This window comes from Halomonas sp. NYA30 (assembly GCF_976980765.1).
This window is the reverse complement of record NZ_OZ334477.1, coordinates 3700832-3720202: the sequence shown is the minus strand read 5'-3', so window position 1 is coordinate 3720202 and position 19371 is coordinate 3700832. Positions and strand designations below refer to the sequence as shown.

At 56.2% G+C, this 19371-nt stretch carries 16 protein-coding genes and 2 tRNA genes; 14 read left to right on the top strand and 4 right to left on the bottom strand.

Translation table 11 applies throughout. The features are described 5' to 3' along the window. Positions 1 to 40: 40 nt before the first annotated feature. The 8 genes from purL to nadA all read left to right on the top strand — a co-directional run bounded on the left by purL (position 41) and on the right by nadA (position 10319). Positions 41 to 4003, top strand: a complete 3963-nt coding sequence (gene purL / locus ACWI0H_RS17315) for a phosphoribosylformylglycinamidine synthase (RefSeq protein WP_485874060.1) — start codon at positions 41 to 43, stop codon at positions 4001 to 4003. Positions 4004 to 4024: 21 nt separating this feature from the next. Then, positions 4025 to 5881 (top strand): DNA repair helicase RadD, encoded by a 1857-nt coding sequence (radD, locus tag ACWI0H_RS17310; protein ID WP_485874059.1) that lies wholly within the window; start codon positions 4025 to 4027, stop codon positions 5879 to 5881. Positions 5882 to 5980: 99 nt separating this feature from the next. Next, positions 5981 to 6931, top strand: a complete 951-nt coding sequence (locus ACWI0H_RS17305) for a segregation and condensation protein A (protein ID WP_485874058.1) — start codon at positions 5981 to 5983, stop codon at positions 6929 to 6931. Next, a complete protein-coding gene (gene scpB / locus ACWI0H_RS17300) occupies positions 6928 to 7767 on the top strand; it encodes an SMC-Scp complex subunit ScpB (protein ID WP_101147555.1) in 840 nt (279 codons plus the stop codon). The genes ACWI0H_RS17305 and scpB overlap by 4 nt, the downstream gene beginning before the upstream one ends. After that, the gene (gene rluB, locus ACWI0H_RS17295; protein WP_008957531.1) at positions 7754 to 8629 is read left to right on the top strand and encodes a 23S rRNA pseudouridine(2605) synthase RluB; all 876 of its coding nucleotides are present in this window, start codon (positions 7754 to 7756) and stop codon (positions 8627 to 8629) included. The genes scpB and rluB overlap by 14 nt, the downstream gene beginning before the upstream one ends. 147 nt (positions 8630 to 8776) lie before the next feature. After that, positions 8777 to 8852: transfer RNA gene (locus ACWI0H_RS17290), tRNA-Lys, on the top strand. Positions 8853 to 8944: 92 nt separating this feature from the next. Further along, positions 8945 to 9020 (top strand) — tRNA-Lys (locus tag ACWI0H_RS17285). Positions 9021 to 9290: 270 nt separating this feature from the next. Further along, entirely contained in the window at positions 9291 to 10319 is a 1029-nt protein-coding gene (nadA, locus tag ACWI0H_RS17280) for a quinolinate synthase NadA (protein ID WP_485874057.1), read from the top strand. Between the two features lie 114 nt (positions 10320 to 10433). Here the strand turns inward: nadA and ACWI0H_RS17275 are convergent, their stop codons facing one another. After that, positions 10434 to 11897 (bottom strand): M48 family metalloprotease, encoded by a 1464-nt coding sequence (locus tag ACWI0H_RS17275; RefSeq protein WP_485874056.1) that lies wholly within the window; start codon positions 11895 to 11897, stop codon positions 10434 to 10436. Positions 11898 to 12115: 218 nt separating this feature from the next. On the opposite strand from ACWI0H_RS17275, the gene ACWI0H_RS17270 reads away from it, so the two are divergent. Next, positions 12116 to 12379 (top strand): sulfurtransferase TusA family protein, encoded by a 264-nt coding sequence (locus ACWI0H_RS17270; protein WP_485874055.1) that lies wholly within the window; start codon positions 12116 to 12118, stop codon positions 12377 to 12379. Beyond that, on the top strand, positions 12376 to 13476 hold the full coding sequence (locus tag ACWI0H_RS17265; RefSeq protein WP_485874054.1) for an AI-2E family transporter: 1101 nt from the start codon (positions 12376 to 12378) through the stop codon (positions 13474 to 13476). The genes ACWI0H_RS17270 and ACWI0H_RS17265 overlap by 4 nt, the downstream gene beginning before the upstream one ends. 53 nt (positions 13477 to 13529) lie before the next feature. Here the strand turns inward: ACWI0H_RS17265 and ACWI0H_RS17260 are convergent, their stop codons facing one another. Further along, positions 13530 to 14006 (bottom strand): peroxiredoxin, encoded by a 477-nt coding sequence (locus ACWI0H_RS17260; RefSeq protein ID WP_008955948.1) that lies wholly within the window; start codon positions 14004 to 14006, stop codon positions 13530 to 13532. Between the two features lie 283 nt (positions 14007 to 14289). On the opposite strand from ACWI0H_RS17260, the gene dapA reads away from it, so the two are divergent. From dapA to purC, 3 genes are all read left to right on the top strand, one after another. Then, complete coding sequence (gene dapA, locus ACWI0H_RS17255) at positions 14290 to 15174, top strand: 4-hydroxy-tetrahydrodipicolinate synthase (protein WP_179916824.1); 885 nt, start codon at positions 14290 to 14292, stop codon at positions 15172 to 15174. A 78-nt stretch (positions 15175 to 15252) separates the two neighbouring features. Beyond that, positions 15253 to 16236 carry an outer membrane protein assembly factor BamC gene (locus tag ACWI0H_RS17250; RefSeq protein WP_008955950.1) on the top strand — a complete coding sequence of 328 codons (984 nt, stop codon included), beginning with the start codon at positions 15253 to 15255 and terminating at the stop codon, positions 16234 to 16236. Between the two features lie 32 nt (positions 16237 to 16268). Continuing rightward, positions 16269 to 16985, top strand: coding sequence for a phosphoribosylaminoimidazolesuccinocarboxamide synthase (gene purC, locus ACWI0H_RS17245; protein WP_008955951.1), 717 nt, complete (start codon positions 16269 to 16271; stop codon positions 16983 to 16985). A gap of 28 nt (positions 16986 to 17013) precedes the next feature. On the opposite strand, the gene tsaA is transcribed toward purC, so the two are convergent. Then, entirely contained in the window at positions 17014 to 17751 is a 738-nt protein-coding gene (gene tsaA, locus ACWI0H_RS17240; RefSeq protein ID WP_485874053.1) for a tRNA (N6-threonylcarbamoyladenosine(37)-N6)-methyltransferase TrmO, read from the bottom strand. Between the two features lie 164 nt (positions 17752 to 17915). Between tsaA and ACWI0H_RS17235 the strand changes: the two genes are divergently transcribed. Continuing rightward, positions 17916 to 18440, top strand: a complete 525-nt coding sequence (locus ACWI0H_RS17235) for a GNAT family N-acetyltransferase (RefSeq protein WP_008955953.1) — start codon at positions 17916 to 17918, stop codon at positions 18438 to 18440. A gap of 6 nt (positions 18441 to 18446) precedes the next feature. Here ACWI0H_RS17235 and nadC read toward each other — a convergent pair whose 3' ends face one another. Further along, positions 18447 to 19301 carry a carboxylating nicotinate-nucleotide diphosphorylase gene (gene nadC, locus ACWI0H_RS17230; protein WP_485874052.1) on the bottom strand — a complete coding sequence of 285 codons (855 nt, stop codon included), beginning with the start codon at positions 19299 to 19301 and terminating at the stop codon, positions 18447 to 18449. Positions 19302 to 19371: the final 70 nt, after the last annotated feature.

The window sequence follows — 19371 nt, the reverse complement described above, 5'->3', positions numbered from 1 at the left end:
TTTCCCTGCTCGAATTTCCCTGCTCTAGAGGCTTCAGGATATGCTCGAACTGCGAGGCGCGCCCGCCCTTTCTGCCTTCCGTCATGCTCGGCTGTTAACGGTGCTGCGTGAACGTGTTCCCGAGGTGGAAGCGCTGTCTGCCCACTATGTTCATTTCATCGATCTTAACGCTCATAACCACAGCAAGACGCTGGACGATACCGCCCACGAGCGTTTGGTGCAGTTACTTGACTATGTGCCGGGCGATTGCACTCACGCAAGCGTAGAGGCTCCGAAAAGCGCCCAGCGTTTTTTAGTGGTGCCGCGTTTGGGGACCCAGTCGCCCTGGTCGTCTAAAGCGACCGATATCGCTCACAATTGCGGATTGCGCCAGATTAGCCGTATCGAGCGCGGCATCGATTATCGGGTCAGCTTTACCGACATGCCGGATGAAGAGGGCCTGAACGCGCTGGCGGCACTGCTGCATGACCGTATGACTGAAACCGTGCTATCCGATGCATCAGACGCCACTAAGCTGTTTGCCCAGCACGACCCGGCGCCGTTGGGTAGTGTGGATATTCTAGAAGGGGGCCGGGAAGCCTTAGCGACAGCCAACCAAGCGCTGGGGCTGGCGCTGGCAGAAGATGAAATTGATTACTTGGTAGATGCCTTCAACGAACTAGGGCGTAACCCCAGCGACGTTGAGCTGATGATGTTTGCCCAGGCTAACTCCGAGCACTGCCGTCACAAAATCTTCAACGCCGACTGGGTGATCGACGGCGAGCCGCAAAGCCATTCGCTGTTTAAGATGATCAAGAACACCTTTGCGTCGTCGCCGGACAACGTGCTTTCCGCTTACAGTGATAATGCCGCTGTCATCAAGGGCAGCCAGGGTGGGCGGTTCTTTGCAACGCCGCTGACAGGAGCAGAGGACGAGCGTGCTCTTTACGCCACGCATCAGGAGCCTATTCACATCCTGATGAAGGTCGAAACCCACAATCACCCCACCGCGATTGCCCCCTTCCCCGGCGCTGCAACCGGCTCGGGTGGGGAGATCCGCGATGAGGGCGCCACGGGTATCGGCGGTAAACCCAAAGCCGGTCTATCCGGTTTTACTGTCTCCAACCTGCGCATTCCTGAGTTCGTGCAGCCTTGGGAAGCGTTTGATTACGGCAAGCCGGGGCGCATGGAGTCGGCGCTTAACATTATGCTCGAAGGCCCGATTGGTGGGGCCGCGTTCAACAATGAGTTTGGTCGCCCCAATCTAACCGGCTATTTCCGCACTTACGAGCAGGAATCCCTGAACGAAGGCGGTATTGAGCGGCGCGGTTTCCACAAGCCGATCATGCTCGCCGGTGGTTACGGCAATATTCGTGCTCATCACGTCCAAAAGGGCGATATCCCGGTCGGCGGCAAGCTGATTGTAATGGGCGGCCCGGCGATGCTGATTGGTCTGGGCGGCGGTGCTGCCTCCAGCATGGCGTCCGGTACCTCCAGCGCCGATTTGGATTTCGCCTCGGTACAGCGTGAAAACCCGGAAATCGAGCGTCGCGCTCAAGAAGTCATAGACCGCTGCTGGGCGCTGGGCGATCACAACCCCATCCGCTTTATTCACGATGTGGGCGCAGGCGGGCTTTCCAACGCTTTGCCGGAGCTTGTCAAAGACGGCAACCGTGGCGGCCGCTTTGATTTGCGCGCGGTGCCAAATGCTGAGCCGGGCATGAGCCCGCTGGAAATCTGGTGCAATGAGGCGCAAGAGCGCTACGTGCTAGCCGTCGCGCCCGAAGACCTGGACACCTTTGACGCGCTGTGTAAGCGCGAACGTTGCCCTTATGCCGTGGTTGGTGAAGCGATGGAAGCGCACCATTTGGAAGTGCGCGATGGCCATTTCAGCAGCAAGCCGGTCGATTTGCCGATGAGCGTGCTGTTCGGCAAAGCACCCAAAATGCAGCGTGAGTTTGAACGCCACGATCCCGAACTCTCGGGCATGATGCTCGATAATCTTGACCTTCGCGAAGCGCTGGATCGGGTGCTGCGCCTGCCGACAGTCGCCTCCAAAAGCTTCCTGATCACCATTGGCGATCGCTCGATTACCGGCCAAGTGGCCCGTGATCAAATGGTCGGCCCCTGGCAGGTGCCGGTAGCCGATGTGGCGGTTACCACGGCAAGCTATGATACCCAGGCCGGTGAAGCCATGGCGTTGGGGGAGCGTCCGCCGGTGGCGTTGATCAACCCCGCGGCAAGCGCTCGCTTGGCCGTTGCCGAAGCAATTACCAATCTGGCGGCCGCGCCAATTGCCAAGCTTAGCGATATCAAGCTCTCCGCTAACTGGATGAGCGCTGCTGACCACCCCGGTGAAAATCAAGCGCTTTATGATGCTGTTTACGCCGTGGGCATGGAGATGTGCCCGGCATTGGGCATTGCGATTCCGGTGGGCAAGGATTCGATGTCCATGCGCACCGCCTGGACTGATGAGAACGACCAAGGTGAAAGCGAAGACAAGAGCGTAACGTCGCCGCTTTCGCTGGTCGTCACGGGCTTCGCGCCGGTCACCAATGCAATGGCAACGCTTACGCCGCAGATCAATCTGGATCAAGATGAGTCTGATCTGATTTTGATCGACCTGGGCAGCGGTCAGAACCGCTTGGGTGGTTCTGCCTTGGCGCAGGTATACGGCCAGGTGGGTAACGACTGCCCTGATGTAGACGACCCGGAGGATATTAAAGCCTTCTTCGAGGTCATTCAGGGCCTTAACCGCGACGGTAAGCTGTTGGCCTACCACGATCGCAGCGATGGCGGCCTGTTGGTCACCCTGCTGGAAATGGCCTTTGCGGCCCATGCGGGGCTTGAGATCAAGCTCGATTGGATGATCGATGAGCCGGTAGAGGCACTGAATGCGTTGTTCTCCGAAGAGCTGGGCGCGGTCATTCAGGTCAACCGTCAACACACTGAAGAAGTGCTGGCGCAGTTTGCCGTGGCCGGTATTGAAACCTGTGGCGTGATTGCTCGTCCCCGTTACGACGACCAAGTGCGCGTCACGCTATTTGAAGAGCCTTTGCTGGAAACCACGCGTCAGCTGACCCAGCGTACCTGGGCGGAAACCAGCTACCGTATGCAGGCGCTGCGCGATAATCCTGAATGCGCCAAGAACGAATTCGACAACTTGCTCGATAGCCGTGATCCAGGGCTTTCCGCGACGCCAACCTTTGATATCAACGACGATATCAGTGCGCCGTTTGTGAATACTGCCAAGCCCGCCATGGCGGTGCTGCGCGAGCAGGGCGTTAACGGTCAGGTCGAGATGGCCTGGGCCTTCGATAAGGCTGGCTTTGAGGCGGTGGATGTTCATATGAGCGACATCCTCGAAGGGCGTGTTTCGCTGGATGAGTTCAAGGGCCTTGTCGCCTGTGGCGGCTTCTCTTACGGTGATGTGCTTGGCGCCGGGGGCGGCTGGGCAAAATCAGTGCTGTTTAACGAGCGCGCCCAGGAGCAGTTTGCGGCATTCTTTGCCCGTGACGATAGCTTCTCGTTGGGCGTCTGCAATGGCTGTCAGATGCTCTCGCAGCTGAAGTCGCTGATTCCTGGCGCGGAAAATTGGCCGACGTTTGTGCGCAATGAGTCCGAGCAGTTTGAAGCGCGGGTCTCTATGGTGCGGGTCGAAAAGAGCCCTTCGATTCTGCTCGCTGGCATGGAAGGCTCTAAACTGCCCATTGCGGTTGCCCATGGCGAAGGGCAGGCGGCGTTCCGCGACAGCGCGCATCTGCGTAGCATGCAGTCGAGTAGCCAGATCGCGCTGCGCTACATCGACAACTACGGCCAAGCGACCACCCGTTACCCCGCGAACCCTAACGGCTCACCGTCGGGTATTACGGGGCTAACCACGCCTGATGGCCGTGTGACTATCATGATGCCGCACCCTGAGCGTGTCGCTCGGGCGGTCACCAACTCTTGGCGTCCGGCGGAGTGGACTGAAGACGGTGCTTGGCTGCGCTTATTCCGCAATGCTCGCGTTTGGTTGGGCTAGCGGATACACCCTCATAGGTGAATGATGACGCAACACCTCAAGGCGGCCTCAGGGCCGCCTTTCTCATCCATAGCCCAGACGCCCCAATTGCGCCCCTATCAACAGGAAGCGGTAAAACGGGTGGTCGTTCATTTTCGTGCTTCCAGTGAGCCGGCGTTGGTGGTGCTGCCTACCGGCAGCGGTAAATCCTTGGTCATTGCTGAGTTAGCGCGCCTGGCGCGGGGGCGAGTGTTAGTGCTGGCCCACGTACGCGAGCTGGTGGAGCAGAACCATGCCAAGTATCAGGCGTATGGGCTTGAGGCCGATATTTTTAGCGCGGGCTTAAAGCGTAAAGAGGCGAGTCGGCAAGTGGTCTTTGGCTCGGTGCAGTCGGTGGTGCGCAACTTAGATCGCTTTAATGACGCTAATTTTACCTTGCTGGTCATCGATGAGAGTCACCGCGTATCGCTTAACGAAGACGCCAGCTACCGCCAAGTGATTGAGCATCTGCGGGCCCAAAACCCACAGCTTAAAATTCTCGGGCTCACCGCGACGCCGTATCGGTTAGGGCAGGGTTTTATCTATTATCGCCATCACCACGGCATGGTGCGGGGCAGTGAAGAGAGTTTTTTTCGCGACTGTGTCTTTGAGCAGCCGCTGCGGCTGATGGTGAAACAGGGCTATCTGGCGGCTCCCAAGCGCCTGGATATGGCCATTGAGGGCTATGATTTCTCAGCCCTCAAGCCCTCTTCAAGCGGTTTTTTTCAGGAGGAGGAACTCAATCGCGTGGTGGCGGGTAGCCGGGCAACGCCGGGTATTATCGGACAAATCGTCGAACGCGCGGCTGATCGCCAGGGGATAATGATCTTTGCCGCCACGGTGGCCCATGCCGAAGAAATTATCGGCTATTTGCCGCGAGCCGAAGCGGCGCTTATCACCGGTGCGACCCCCTCCCAGGAGCGCACAGCGCTGATTGATGCCTTCAAAGCACGTGAGCTGAAATATCTGGTTAACGTCGCGGTGCTGACCACCGGTTTCGATGCTCCCCACGTGGATCTGATCGCTATTTTACGCCCCACTGAGTCGGTTAGCCTTTATCAACAAATGGTGGGTAGAGGACTGCGTTTATCGCCGGGTAAGAGTGACTGCCTGATTCTGGACTATGCCGGTAACCCCTGGGATATCTTCGCGCCGGAAGTGGGTGAGCCGAAGCCTAATAGCGACAGCGAGCCGGTGCAGGTCGAGTGTCCCGCCTGCGGCCATGCCAACCTATACTGGGGCAAGCGAGATGGTGACGTCGTCATCGAGCACTTTGGCCGCCGGTGCCAGGGGTTAGTCGATGACCCTGACCGGCCTTCTAAAGCAGCAAGCTATCATCGTGGCGCGGTTTCGGGCGCCTATAAAAAGCAATGTGACTTCCGTTTTCGCTTTAAAGGCTGCGATGAGTGCGGTGCCGAAAATGATATCGCTGCCCGGCGCTGCCATGGCTGCGACAGGCTGTTGGTGGACGCAGATGACAAGCTAAAAGATGCCCTAAAGCTGAAAGATGCCAAAGTATTGCGAGTAAGCGGTATGCAACTGGAAGCGACGACCAATGGTCGTGGCCTGCCGCGTTTGAAAGTGACTTACCACGATGAAGATGGCACCCAGCTCTCCGAGTGGTTCGCACTGGAAACGCCTGCTCAACGGCGTGCCTTCTATGCCGCATTTCTGCGCTATCACCTGCGCGCACCTGGAGGCAAATGGCAGCCGTTGAGCGCTGATGAGGTAGTCGCCGAGCAACGCCGCCTGCGTCATCCTGATTTTGTCGTAGGCCGTAAAGTGGGCCGCCATTTCCAAATCCGCGACAAGCTGTTTGACTACGAAGGACGCTATCGTAAAGCGGTGGAGGCAGGATGATGCGCTTTCATTACCCGCGACTTGGGCGTCGCCAAGGGTGTCGTCTTTGCTAAACTGTGCGATTGTGTTGATCCCCTTTTACCAGGAGAGCCGACCCGCGTGAGCGAGACGCCAAGCGATACGACTGAGCTAGAAAATCCTGACGCTGCGACCACTGACCCAGTGGCGGTTTCGTTTGGGCGCCTGTTCAATGAGCAGATAACGGAAATGCCGGAGGATTTGTATATTCCTCCCGAGGCACTACGCGTCTTTCTGGAGACCTTTGAAGGCCCGCTGGATTTACTGCTCTACCTGATTCGGCGTCAGAACCTGGATATCCTGACCATCAATGTGGCCACTATCACCCACCAGTACATCGAATACGTGGAACTGATGAAGGCCATGGAGATTGAGTTAGCGGGTGAATACCTGCTGATGGCCGCTATGCTCGCTGAGATCAAGTCGCGTACCTTGTTACCCCGCCCGCCGAAGGCCGAGGGCGACGATGAGGAGGATCCTCGTGCAGAGCTTATCCGGCGCCTCCAGGAGTACGAACGCCTCAAAGAGGCAGCCGAGACACTGGATACGCTACCGCGCATGGGGCGTGACTGGTTCAGCGTGCAGGCGGGCTTGCCTCCACTGGAATCTCGTGTGATTCACCCTGAGGTGGAGTTGGATGAATTACTCAGCGCGCTCTCCGATATACTCAAACGCGCCGAGCTGGTGCAGGCGCACCAGATCAGCCGCGAGGTGCTATCTACCCGTGAGCGCATGCTCAAGATTATGGAGTTACTCAGTCACGATGATGCGCATCATCGCTATACCCCCTTTGAAGCGTTGTTCACCTTAGAAGAAGGGCGGCCTGGCGTGGTGGTCACGTTTATGGCGATTTTAGAACTGGCCAAAGAAGCCATGATTGAAATTGTTCAGAATGCACCGCTTTCGCCAATCCACGTACGTGCTCGGCGTGCCGCCCTTGCCGACGACGAGGAGGGTGCTTTTGAGGAGAGCGAGATAGAAGACGATGCCTATGGTGAGTCCGCCTTTGAATCTGGAGAAGAGACGCCATGAGTAACGCCGCCAACGCGTTAGATGACATTATTGAAGCAGCGCTCCTGGCCGCTGGCGAACCGTTACCCCTTGAACGTCTAGAAACGCTTTTTCTTGAAGGCGAATGCCCGACTCGCAAGGAGTTTCGCGATGTCCTTGAGCGCTTACAGCTGCGCCATTCGGCTGGGGCACTAGAGTTATTGGAAACGGTCTCAGGCTATCAGCTACGCATTCGCCCGCGTCTGTCGCAATGGGTGTCGCGGTTATGGGACGAGCGCCCCCAGCGCTACTCACGGGCGCTGCTGGAAACGCTGGCGCTGATCGCCTACCGCCAGCCGGTTACTCGTGGCGATATCGAAGAGGTGCGTGGGGTCAGTGTAAGCAGTTCAATCATGCGCACCCTGGCGGAGCGCGGTTGGATTCGCGTAGTGGGCCACCGGGATGTGCCGGGGCGCCCGGCGGTATATGCCACCACGCGGAGCTTTTTAGATGACTTTGGATTAAAAACGCTCGATGCGCTGCCGCCGATGCACACCCTGGCGAACTGGGACGAGAGCGAAATACCTGAAGACACAGGGATGACCAATGATACTGTCATCCAGGAAGAACAAGACACCGGTTCAGACCACGAAGCACTAGACGAAACGATCAAAACGGTGCAGGATGCGCCACCCCAGAAAGAAGACATAACGTCGGCTGAAACAGCCGATACGCACGCCGAGACGGCGTTAACCCAGCCGCTAAGCTTTGCCGATTTACAGGCACGGTTGGCGGCACGTGCGCAGCGCGCGAACGAAGAAGAGCGCGAGCGCACGCAGACTACCGATGTGAGGTCAGACGACCATGAGTCAGAGTGATAGCACCACGCCCCCTACCAGCGAAAAGCTGCAAAAAGTCCTGGCCCGCGCAGGCCTTGGCTCACGGCGTGAGATGGAAACGGCAATTTCCGATGGCCGTGTAAAGGTGAATAGCCAGGTGGCCAAGCTGGGTGACCGTGTTGAAGCGCGGGATAAAGTCAGCTTTGATGACCGCCCGGTATCGCTGCGCCCTGAAGAGGAAGTGCCGCGTCGAGTGATTATGTACAACAAGCCGGAAGGCGAGTTGTGCACACGCAAAGACCCGGAAGGTCGGCGCACCGTATTTGAACGCTTGCCGCGCTTGAAAGGCGAGCGCTGGATTGCGATTGGTCGCCTGGATATTAACACCAGCGGTTTGCTGCTGTTTACCACGGATGGCGAGTTGGCCAACCGCTTGATGCATCCCTCTACCCAGGTGGAGCGTGAGTATGCCGTTCGCGTAATGGGTGAAGTTAAGCGTGAGCATATCCTGGCAATGGTTGATGGCGTGATGCTGGAAGATGGCCCGGCGCGCTTTACGGATGTACAGGAGTTCGGCGGTGAAGGCATCAATACCTGGTTCCACGTGGTAATTTTGGAAGGTCGTAACCGCGAAGTGCGGCGCCTTTGGGAGTCGCAAGCCCTAACGGTGAGTCGCCTGAAACGCGTGCGTTACGGCAATATCTTCCTCGATAAGCGCGCTAAAGCCGGTGAATGGGTTGAACTTAACCAGGATGAGGTGGATGACTTAGCGACATTGGCTAACTTAGAAACCCGTAAAGTGCCTGCGTTGACGCCCGATGAAAAGAACCGCTGGAACCGCGATAAGCACAAGCGTAAGCCGGTTCAAGCGATGCGTAAACCGAAAAGCAAAGCCCGTTAACAAAGCCCGTTAAGCAGGTAAGTGAACGTGCCTGAACCGGTTTGTATTGATCAGTCAGGCACGTTGTATGGTTCATTTCTGTTATCCGAGACTAAAAAACACTTGCTATCAAAAGGGTGTAAGCGTAGGATATGCATCCGTTCAGGCGGGTCGTTAGCTCAGTTGGTAGAGCAGTTGACTTTTAATCAATTGGTCGCAGGTTCGAATCCTGCACGACCCACCATCAAAGCCGTTGTTTTTACGATATGTTTGAACAACAAGGGGCGTCGGGTGGTTGTGAACGAAGACAGTATGATGATTTAGCAGCGCAAATTTGGGTCGTTAGCTCAGTTGGTAGAGCAGTTGACTTTTAATCAATTGGTCGCAGGTTCGAATCCTGCACGACCCACCAAATTCAACGCCCCTGGCAGCTATGCTGCCAGGGGCGTTTTGCTATGCGGGTGAAAAGCACTTTTGGGTAATGCCTCTACGTGACAATCTGTTTGCAGCGGGCAGCTATTTCCAATCAGAATGGGCTAGAATAGATATTCAGACGATAGGCCACCGCGAGAGACGTAGCGGCCGATCGCACGCGAGCGGTGCGGGAATAGAGCGAAACGCGCCTGTGCCGTGACCCAGTGTTTAGCAGGGGGATTCCCTGTTCGTCACAGTGGTAGACACGATGACTATGATGACTACGCAAGCCGAGCTAAGTGCTCCGCTGCCCACCGCCTACTGCCCCACCCGTATTCCAGCGGAAGATTGGGCAAGGGTAGAAGAAATTAAACAGCTACTGAAAGCGCATAATGCTGTTTTGGTGGCGCACTACTACACCGATGATGCCATCCAGCAGCTTGCCGAAGAGACCGGCGGCTGTGTCGCCGATTCGCTCGAGATGGCGCGTTTTGGTGCCCGTCACGATGCCACCACACTGGTGGTCGCGGGGGTCCGCTTCATGGGTGAAACCGCCAAGATACTATCGCCAGAAAAGCGTGTGCTGATGCCCACTTTGGAAGCGACCTGCTCGCTGGACATTGGCTGTCCTGCCGATGCGTTCAGCGCGTTCTGCGATGCGCACCCGGACCGCACCGTGGTGGTCTATGCCAACACCTCCGCCGCAGTGAAGGCGCGGGCGGATTGGGTGGTGACCTCGTCGATCGCTGTCGAGGTGATCGAGCATCTGCAAGCCAAAGGGGAAAAAATTCTCTGGGCACCCGATAAACACTTGGGGGGCTATATCCAGAAAAAAACCGGTGCGGATATGTTGATGTGGGACGGCGCCTGCATCGTCCATGAAGAGTTCAAGGCCAAAGGCGTTGAAGATCTCAAGCGTATCTATCCGGATGCTGCTGTTCTCGTTCACCCCGAATCGCCCGAGCCCGTGGTCAGGCTGGCCGATGTGGCTGGCTCCACGTCACAGCTAATTAAGGCAGCTAAAGAGTTACCTAACGATAAGTTGATTGTGGCGACCGACCGGGGCATCTTCTTCAAAATGCAGCAAGCGGTGCCCCATAAAACCCTGTTTGAAGCGCCCACCGCAGGTAACGGCGCTACCTGTCGCAGCTGCGCGCACTGCCCCTGGATGGCCATGAACGCGCTGGATAACCTGGCGGGTGCATTGCGCGAGGGAAGTGGTGAGATTCAGGTCGATGAGTCGATGCGTTTGAAGGCCCTGATGCCGCTGGAGCGGATGCTTAATTTCAACGCCTAGCACCGCTACTTGAGATAGCACCGCTGGTTGGTATAGCACGACAGATTAATATTGCGCCCGTATTGGTTAAATCATCTTGATTAAGCCACGGGCGCTTTTTAACGTTTTACACGATCAATTGAAATCTTCCAGCGCTTCGCGATATTCAATAAAGGCCTCGCGGCGCTGTTCAATCCTGGCTACTACCTGCTGATCATTTTCACGTTCCGCAGCATCGCGAGCGATGGTGAGCTGGCGAATGCCGCTGTCTACCCGGCCGGTTAGCTGCAGATGCTCTGCCCGAGCCAAATGGCCCCAGCCATCATGGCCACTGCGCCCAGCTGCTTCCGAAAGCAGGTTAAACCCTTGCGGATTTTCCGGATTTTGAGACGTTATGTCGCGCAGCAGGTTGTAAGCAGCTTCAGGGTCACGCTGTAGCTGTGCTTCGGCCAATATCAGTTGAGCCGGTAGGTAATTAGGCATAAAGCGCAGCAATCGCTGGCTGCGCTGGATGGCCTCATCGTACTGACCGGCCTCTAAAGCGACGCTCGCGGCAGAGGCGGGGAGCATGGCAAAGTCAGGCTGCTGATTGGCAAGTTGGTCAAGGCGTTGTAAAGCATTATCAGTCTGGCCGTTACGGGCAGCGATCAAGGCGTCCAGGTAGCTCTGGGCAGTCTCGTCAGCGCCTTCTTGGGCAAGGCGCGAAGCCGCTTGCTCAGGCGTGTTGGCATAAATGCTCAACAGGGCGCGGGCGCGCATCATGTCGTAAAGGGTGTCGCTGGTATAGGCATCGGCGACATTGAGCTGGGCAGCGCGATCCTGGGCAGCGGTTAAGCGGCTATCGGTGACCGGGTGGCTAAGCAGGAACTCCGGCGGTGTATCGCCCTGAAGGCGGGCCATGCGCTGCATGGCGGCGAACATACGCACCATGGCTTCTGGGTCGTAGCCCGCGTCGGCCATCGCCTGGAGGCCTAGGTTGTCGGCTTCCTGTTCAAATAAACGTGAATAGCTGAGCTGATCCTGTATGAGTGCTGCCTGGGAGCCCATGGCGGCCGCCATGCCCGCGTCACCGCCGCCACTCGCGGCAATTAGCATGCCGGCTAGCATGCCCGCCATGGCCGGCAGTTGGGTTTGTGCTGCCCGTGCGCTTCCCCTTGCGTAGTGGCGTTGAGAGAGATGGCCCAGCTCATGGGCTAGCACCGAAACGAAGGCGCCTTCATCTTCAGCAAATGCGAACAGTCCTGAGTTGATGCCTACCACCCCGCCAGGCACTGCAAAGGCGTTAAGCGATTCGTTATCCACCATCACGGTAATAGTGCGAAGACCGTTAATCTGGCTATGGGGGGCGAGCCGGGCGATCAGGCTTTCCAGGTAGTCGCTGGTAATAGGATCTTGCCACTGGGGGGCTTGGGCACGAAACTGTCGTAACCACGCGCGGCCCAGGCGGTACTCTTCATTGCTGACCGAGGTAGATGCCGCCCCCAGACTCGGCAGGCCGTAATCGTTGATGGCAACGCTTGGGGGGCTAAAAAGTAAACTGCCACAGGCGCAAGCGAACGCACATATCCAGCCTGGGTAAGCGGTACGAAAGGTCGGCATGGCATCCTCATGGGTGATGGTTAAACGCTACAGTCAGGGTATGACATCGATTAATACTATGACATTGATAAAGACGGGGAAGTGCCGTTAAATCGACGACCTAGTGAAATCAATCGCTAACAAGACAGTTTATGCGGCGGCGTCTATTACACAATGTATATGCAGCAACATTGACAAATCTATGCCGTGAATAGGCAGGTCATTTTGAGGGAGAGTGTATGTCTGAGCAAACCGGGGGCTTTCAACCCGATACGGTGCTTGACGCTTGTGGGCTGCATTGCCCATTGCCACTGCTGAAAGCTAAGCAAGCCTTAGCTACCTTGGCAGCAGGTCAGTTGCTGGAGGTGCGTTCAACGGACGCCGGTTCGTGGCGGGATATGGCGTCGTTTACCGATCAAAGCGCGCATACCCTGGAAGGCCGTGAACAGCGTGACGATGTCTATATCTATTGGATTCGTAAGGCAGGGGACGGGCACTCATGACCCTGCGCACGATATTAAAAAGCTGGGTTGAACGCTATTTTTCCGATGAAGAAGCGCTGATTCTGTTGGTGGTTCTGGTGGCGGGTTTTGCGGCGATTATCTTGTTTGGCCGTATGTTGGCGCCGTTTTTCACCGCGTTAGTGATCGCGTTTTTGCTGCAAGGCGTAGTGAGTGCGCTAACCCGGCGTGGTTTGCCACATTTGCTCGCGGTGATCATGGTGTTCCTGGCGTTTATTAGTGTCCTGCTCACCTTGGCATTTATTTTAATGCCGCTGATTTGGAATCAGCTCGTGGGGCTGGTGCAGGAAACACCCAGGATGTTTGCCAGTGGCCAGGGCTGGCTAGATGAGTTGCAGGCGCGCTACCCCAATATTATTACGCCAGACCAGATACAGAACTGGATAGGCGTGGCGAGCCGTGAAATTAGCCAGTTAGGGCAGCGTGCGTTAACCCTATCGCTGGCATCGCTAGGCAACATCATGGCGGTGATCATCTATCTGGTGTTGGTACCGATTTTGGTCTTCTTTATGCTCAAGGACCGTGACGTGTTGGTGGGCTTTATGCTTTCACTGTTGCCCCAAAAGCGCACGCTGTTATCCCGTATTTGGCGTGAGATGGATGATCAAATCGCCAACTACATTCGCGGCAAGTTTATTGAAATTATTATCGTGGGCACCGTGACCTTCTTTACCTTTGCGTTCTTTGGATTGCCCTATACGGCGCTGTTGGCGGTATTGGTGGGGTTCTCCGTGTTGGTGCCCTATATCGGCGCGGCGGTCGCCACGCTGCCGGTGGCCGCGGTCGCTGGCTTTCACTTCGGTATTAGTGAAGAGTTTGTGTATGTGCTGGTAGCGTATGGCGTCATTCAGGCGCTCGATGGCAACGTATTAGCCCCGGTTTTATTCTCTGAAACTAACAATATCCATCCGGTTTCTATCATTGTGGCGGTGTTGTTCTTCGGCGGGATTTGGGGGTTCTGGGGTATTTTCTTTGCTATTCCACTAGCGACGCTGCTGAAAGCGCTGATCTACGCTTGGCCGCGTAGTATGCAGGAGCGAGAGGAGCGTCGTAGCTTGCAAGCCCCAGCAAAAGAGTAAGCGTAGCGCTTAAACACGGCCCGCGCTGGGTATCCTCAGCGCGGGCATAGGGGTTAACTGGCAGCGTTAAGTTGTTCAGCCGCGGCGAGTACCTCATCAACATGACCAGGCACCTTAACACCACGCCATTCGTTGGCGAGCTTGCCCTCTTTATCAATCAAGAAGGTACTGCGCTCTATGCCGAGATGCTCCTTGCCGTACATTTTCTTGAGCTTGATAACGTCAAACAGCGTGCAGACGTTTTCGTCCTTGTCAGAGATAAGATCAAAATTAAAATCCTGTTTGGCTTTAAAGTTCTCCTGCGCACGTAGGCCGTCGCGAGAGACGCCGAGGATGACCGTATTGGCAGCATCGAAGGCGGTTTTACGGTCGCGAAAGTCACCCCCCTCGGTGGTGCAGCCTGGGGTGCTGGCTTTGGGGTAGAAATAAATAACCACTTGTTTGCCGCGCAGTTCCGATAGCGTCACGGTGGAATCACCAGTTGCAGTAGCGGAAAAGTCAGCAACGGGTTGACCAATTTCAACAGACATAAGGCGTCCTTTTGAGGGTGGGTGTTAAGATTAGTAGTCACGCGCGATTACACGTAAGCCAGGGGCAGTTGTCAAAGCTCAAATCAGGCCGGTGACAAACTTGCACCGCTTTACGCTGTACAGGCTCGAATCGCCTGAGTACCATTTGCTCTCTGTGGAACGCCAGCGCCTTATACAAAGTATCGCGATGGCGCCCAGTTTGCTAAAGACATAGCACGTAAAATACATAGCACTTAAAACACAGATAGTTGATATCACACTTTGGCTGGTGAGGAATAAACGGATGATCACAGGCAGCATTGTCGCCCTGGCGACGCCTATGAAGGTCAATGGCGACATCGACTGGGAGGCACTTCGTCGTCTGGTGAACTTCCATCTCGAAAATGGCACCGATGGCATTGTGGCTGCTGGCACGACGGGCGAACCCACTACCATGTCCTTCGCGGAGCACTTTGACGTGATTCGCAGCGTTGTCGAAGAGGTCAATGGTCGTATTCCGGTTATCGCAGGGACTGGGGCTAATGCCACTTCTGAGGCGGTTGAGCTGGCGCGTTACGCCGGGGAAGTCGGGGCCGATTACTGCTTATCAGTGTGCCCTTACTACAATAAGCCCACCCAGGAAGGCCTGTATCAGCACTTTAAAGCGGTCGCGGAAGGCAGCAAACTGCCGGTGATTCTGTATAACGTGCCGGGCCGTACCTGCTCTGATCTCTACAACGAGACCGTCTTACGCTTGGCCGATGTCGATAATATTATTGGTTTGAAAGACGCGACAGGGAACCTGGAGCGAGCAGAAGATCTAATCTCACGCCTAAAGGGCAGTGGCTTTATGCTCTACTCCGGCGACGATGCGACCGCCTGTGACTTTATGTTGATGGGTGGCCATGGCGATATCTCCGTGACGGCGAATGTTGCCCCACGGGCGATGCATGATCTGTGCGCCGCTGCCGTGGCCGGTGATGCTGATAAAGCCCACCAGATTAATACCCGTCTGATGCCGCTACACACCAATTTGGGCATAGAGTCGAATCCTATTCCCGTGAAGTGGGCGCTTAATCGCATGGGTTATGCGGACGCAGGCCTTCGTTTACCGCTAACCTGGCTGTCTGAAAAGTACCACGCCACGGTGAGCGAAGCGCTGCAGATGGCAGGCGTCGTAGAGGAGTAACCTGGCGCAATACCCTTTGCTACCCAGCTCAGCGATAAGTTGAGCTGGGTACCTGATTTGTTGACTTAAGGTGGCTTGATGAGCTCTGTGCTTGAAATACGTGCGCTTAAATGGGTTCCGCTGGCACTCGCAGCGGCTGTCGCGCTCTCTGGTTGCGCACGGGATGGTTTTTACCACGACCGTAACCTGGACTACACCGAGGCTGCTCCGGCGCCTCCGTTGGTGTTGCCAGAGACCCGTAATACCCAACGTTACCGCGATGCGCTGCCGGTTCCTCAAGCCGCCACCCAAGGGACACGGCTTGACGAAGCGGCAGAAATTCGTCCGCCCCAATCACTGGCGATTGGCAGTGGCTTAGAGCCTGAGTACGTTGAGCGCCGCGAAGTCGGTGATCAAACCTGGCTAGTGGTGGCCGCCGACACCGGTACGGTGTGGCCGCAGTTGGAAGAGTTTGTACGCAGCCGACAGCTGAATGTGCTGCAGAGCAGCGCGTCCCAGGGCGTTATCGTGACGTCCCAGGGGGAAATACGCCTGCAGAGTGCGCTACGTGCAGGCAGTAGCGAAGTTCGCTGTGAAAGCGGTGGGCAAACCATGACTAGCTGTCTGGACGCACTGGAAAGCCATCTAAGTGCACGCAGCGCTTCTGCCAGCGTGTCATCTTCCTGGACCGCTCAGCGCCTTACCGATGAGCAAACGTTACAAGTTCGCCAGCAGGGTGAAGAGTGGGAAGTAGTTATTCCGCAGCCGGTAGACCGCGTATGGGCTGAACTGAACCATTATCTTGAACTGGATTTTGCTCAGGAAGGACAGCGCGACTTGCTTGCCTCTGACCCCAGTAGCCACGAGTTCCTGGTTGAATATATGACCGAAACCGAGCGCAATCGTAACCCGCTGCAAATCGTGTTCAGCGCGGACGTACGCAAGATGTCCCAAGAGATCCGCCTTGCCCTACAGCCTGACGGCGACAAGACGATCCTGCGTGCCATCAACGCCAGCGAACGGGCATTCAGCGCCGATGATCAGCGCGAGCTGCTTGAGCGTGTCTCCGGTTATTTACGTTAATTTATTGACCCTTGATCCCTTACGGAGCCCCCATGGAAAAGCGCCAAGAACTCTACGCCGGTAAGGCGAAATCTGTGTATACCACCGACGATCCGGATTTGTTGGTGCTTAACTTTCGTGATGACACCAGCGCCTTCGATGGCAAAAAAGTGGAGTCGCTGGCCCGTAAGGGAATGGTCAATAACATCTTTAACGCCTTCATTATGGAGCGGCTGCAGGAAGCGGGCATTCCCACTCACTTTGAAAAACAGCTCTCCAATACGGAGAGCCTAGTCAAAAAAATGCAGATGATCCCGGTGGAGTGCGTAGTGCGCAATATCGCCGCCGGTGGTTTGGTGAAACGGTTAGGTGTGGAAGAGGGTATTGCACTAACACCGCCTACCTTCGAGCTGTTCTTGAAGAACGACGAGAAGGGCGACCCGATGATTAACGAGTCGTTGGCGGAGACCTTCGGTTGGGCAACGCCCGAGCAGCTCGCCAAAATGAAAGCATTGACCTTCAAGGTTAACCATATCCTCAAAGCGCTGTTTGCCGAGGGCGATATGCTGCTGGTGGATTACAAGCTTGAGTTTGGTGTCTTCAAGGGTGAGGTGGTATTAGGGGATGAGTTCTCGCCGGATGGTTGCCGCCTTTGGGACGCTAACACCCGTGAAAAGCTGGATAAGGATCGCTTCCGCCAGGGGTTGGGCGGCGTGATTGAGGCGTATGAAGAAGTGGGTCGCCGCCTGGGTATTACCTTTCCCGCTTAAAACGTCATCATTGTTCTAATGCTTTGTTCTACTGCTCGCCGTAAGGTTCGATAGCCATCACCTCTAAGGTGGTGGCTTCGCCTTGTTGACGCTGACGAAACTTAACGTCTACATCGCGCAGGCGTACCCCGTAAAGTCGATCAGACGCTAACTCTTTTTGCTTATAGGCGGGCCGTGGGTCCTGGCTTAGTACTTGCTCAATTAATGCATGCAGCGTGGCGCTGTCTGAGCGTTGGGTGAGGGTGTCCAGTGCCGCTGGGTGAAACGACACCGCCAACAGTGACGGCGTCTTCGGTGCAAAACCAGCCTGTGCATCAGGCTGAGATTCAGCCCAGGGCAAGTAGGGTTTGATATCAACCACCGGCGTGCCGCTCACTAAGTCGCAGCCCTGTAACGCCAAAACGACGCCTTGCTGAGTGTCGATACCGACTAGCCTTACCAGTGATAGCCCCAGACGATTAGGGCGATGGGTGCTACGGCTGGCAAAAACGCCTACTTTTTTATTACCGCCCAACCGTGGCGGCCTCACCAGCGGCGACCAGCGTTGCGGGCTTTGATGAAATATAAAGCTTAACCACAGGTGGCTGAAGTTTTCTAAACCACGCACGGCGAGAGGGTCATTGTAGGGGGCGGTGAGCACAAGCTTGGCGTTAGCCGCGGGTGCGAGCCCTGGTTGGCGCGGAATGCCGAATTTGTCAGGGTAGTCGCTGACCATGTGGCCAATGGGCGATAGCGTAAAGTGCTCGCTGTTAGGGGCATCGTCCATCACACTGCCTTTTGTTAGGATTCATTGGCGTAGTATAAAACAGTATAAAGCAGCCGATGGCTTCAGCGTGACCCAATAGGGTGTGATCTAAAGCGGCGTGATCGAAGAGGTCTTGCTTGAATAGGCATTGATCAAATGTTAGCTGAACAGTGCAGAGGTGACGCATGAGTAATAGCGATGAGCAGCAAGCGCCAACGAGTGCGCGGGTTATGTATCGCGCGGCACTGGCACGCGATGCCGCCGATCAGGCAGAAGTGTTTTACCACGCCGTCATGCAAGGGGCTGCTACCCACTATACGCTGGATGAGCGGCGGGCGTGGGCGCAAGCGTTACCCCGTGAAGGCAGCGCCTGGGCAGTGCGGCAAGCGTTATATACCACGTTAATTGCCACCTGTGATGGACGTTGCGTGGGGTTTCTTGAGGTAGATTTAGATGCCGGGCGGATTGAAACGCTCTATGTCTGGCCTTCTCTTGCTGGGCGCGGCATTGGCACCACGTTGCTGGTTCACGCTGAGCGTATGCTGCTCGAACAGGGCAAAGGCAAGGTGGAGATTGAGGCCAGTTCGATGCTTTACGAGCGTCTAATGCGCCGCGGCTGGGAAAACCACGGCGAGCAGTGGGTGGAGCGCAGTGGTGAGTCGCTCAAGCGGTATCGGCTTTCCAAGGCACTTAACGCCGTGGAAACGTAATTCTAGCTACACGCTATAGCTGCGGGTTATGCGCATCGATAAGTCGATTGAGGCGATATCCTTGGTTAGCGCACCGCTAGAGATACAGTCAACACCGGTATCGGCGATTGCCCGTAGCGTAGCGTCGTCCACATTGCCTGATGCTTCCAGGGTGGCTCTGCCGCCGTTAATTTCTACCGCAACGTGCAGGTCTTCAATGGCGAAGTTGTCGAGCATAATAATATCGGCACCCGCTGCCAACGCCTGATCCAGCTCTTCAAAGGTTTCTACTTCCACTTCCACTGGGAGGTCACTGGCCAGCTTGCGTGCTTGTGCAACGGCTGCTTGAATGCCCCCACAGGCAGCAATGTGGTTCTCTTTGATCAAAAACGCGTCCCATAGACCAATGCGGTGGTTATGGCCGCCACCGCAGGTGACCGCATATTTTTGCGCCAAGCGCATGCCGGGTAGCGTTTTGCGGGTATCGAGCAGGCGCACGCCAGTACCTTCAATCAGGTCGACATAAGCACGGGTGGCGGTCGCAGTGGCAGACAGCGTTTGCAGCACGTTAAGCGCCGCACGCTCGCCGGTGAGCAGGATGCGGGCGGGGCCTTCCAGGGTTAAAAAACACTGGCCAGCCTCAAGTCTATCGCCATCAGCGGCGTGCCAGTTCAGGCTTACTCGGTTATCCAGGCGGCGAAAAAGCTCATCCACCCAAGGTGCACCGCACAGCACCGCGGCTTCACGGGTAATCACATCGGCGCTGGCCCACTGGTGTTCAGGGATCAATTGCGCGGTAATATCACCTGGGCCCACGTCTTCGGCTAGCAGACGAGCAGCGCTGGCGCGGATTTCTTCTGCAAGAGCGGATTGATAATGCATGGCAGTGAGTTCTCAGAACGTCGTCAAGTGTGACCAGTATTATAGTGAAAATGAGCAGTGAAAGAGAGCG

What these genes read in the sequence shown, in the direction of transcription:
- rluB (WP_008957531.1), top strand. Translation starts at nt 7,754, where the DNA reads ATGAGTCAGAGTGATAGCACCACGCCCCCTACCAGCGAAAAGCTGCAA.
- nadC (WP_485874052.1), bottom strand. Translation starts at nt 19,301, where the DNA reads ATGCATTATCAATCCGCTCTTGCAGAAGAAATCCGCGCCAGCGCTGCT.
- purL (WP_485874060.1), top strand. Translation starts at nt 41, where the DNA reads ATGCTCGAACTGCGAGGCGCGCCCGCCCTTTCTGCCTTCCGTCATGCT.
- dapA (WP_179916824.1), top strand. Translation starts at nt 14,290, where the DNA reads ATGATCACAGGCAGCATTGTCGCCCTGGCGACGCCTATGAAGGTCAAT.
- purC (WP_008955951.1), top strand. Translation starts at nt 16,269, where the DNA reads ATGGAAAAGCGCCAAGAACTCTACGCCGGTAAGGCGAAATCTGTGTAT.
- scpB (WP_101147555.1), top strand. Translation starts at nt 6,928, where the DNA reads ATGAGTAACGCCGCCAACGCGTTAGATGACATTATTGAAGCAGCGCTC.
- ACWI0H_RS17250 (WP_008955950.1), top strand. Translation starts at nt 15,253, where the DNA reads ATGAGCTCTGTGCTTGAAATACGTGCGCTTAAATGGGTTCCGCTGGCA.
- ACWI0H_RS17235 (WP_008955953.1), top strand. Translation starts at nt 17,916, where the DNA reads ATGAGTAATAGCGATGAGCAGCAAGCGCCAACGAGTGCGCGGGTTATG.
- ACWI0H_RS17260 (WP_008955948.1), bottom strand. Translation starts at nt 14,006, where the DNA reads ATGTCTGTTGAAATTGGTCAACCCGTTGCTGACTTTTCCGCTACTGCA.
- tsaA (WP_485874053.1), bottom strand. Translation starts at nt 17,751, where the DNA reads ATGGACGATGCCCCTAACAGCGAGCACTTTACGCTATCGCCCATTGGC.
- nadA (WP_485874057.1), top strand. Translation starts at nt 9,291, where the DNA reads ATGACTATGATGACTACGCAAGCCGAGCTAAGTGCTCCGCTGCCCACC.
- radD (WP_485874059.1), top strand. Translation starts at nt 4,025, where the DNA reads ATGATGACGCAACACCTCAAGGCGGCCTCAGGGCCGCCTTTCTCATCC.
- ACWI0H_RS17265 (WP_485874054.1), top strand. Translation starts at nt 12,376, where the DNA reads ATGACCCTGCGCACGATATTAAAAAGCTGGGTTGAACGCTATTTTTCC.
- ACWI0H_RS17270 (WP_485874055.1), top strand. Translation starts at nt 12,116, where the DNA reads ATGTCTGAGCAAACCGGGGGCTTTCAACCCGATACGGTGCTTGACGCT.
- ACWI0H_RS17275 (WP_485874056.1), bottom strand. Translation starts at nt 11,897, where the DNA reads ATGCCGACCTTTCGTACCGCTTACCCAGGCTGGATATGTGCGTTCGCT.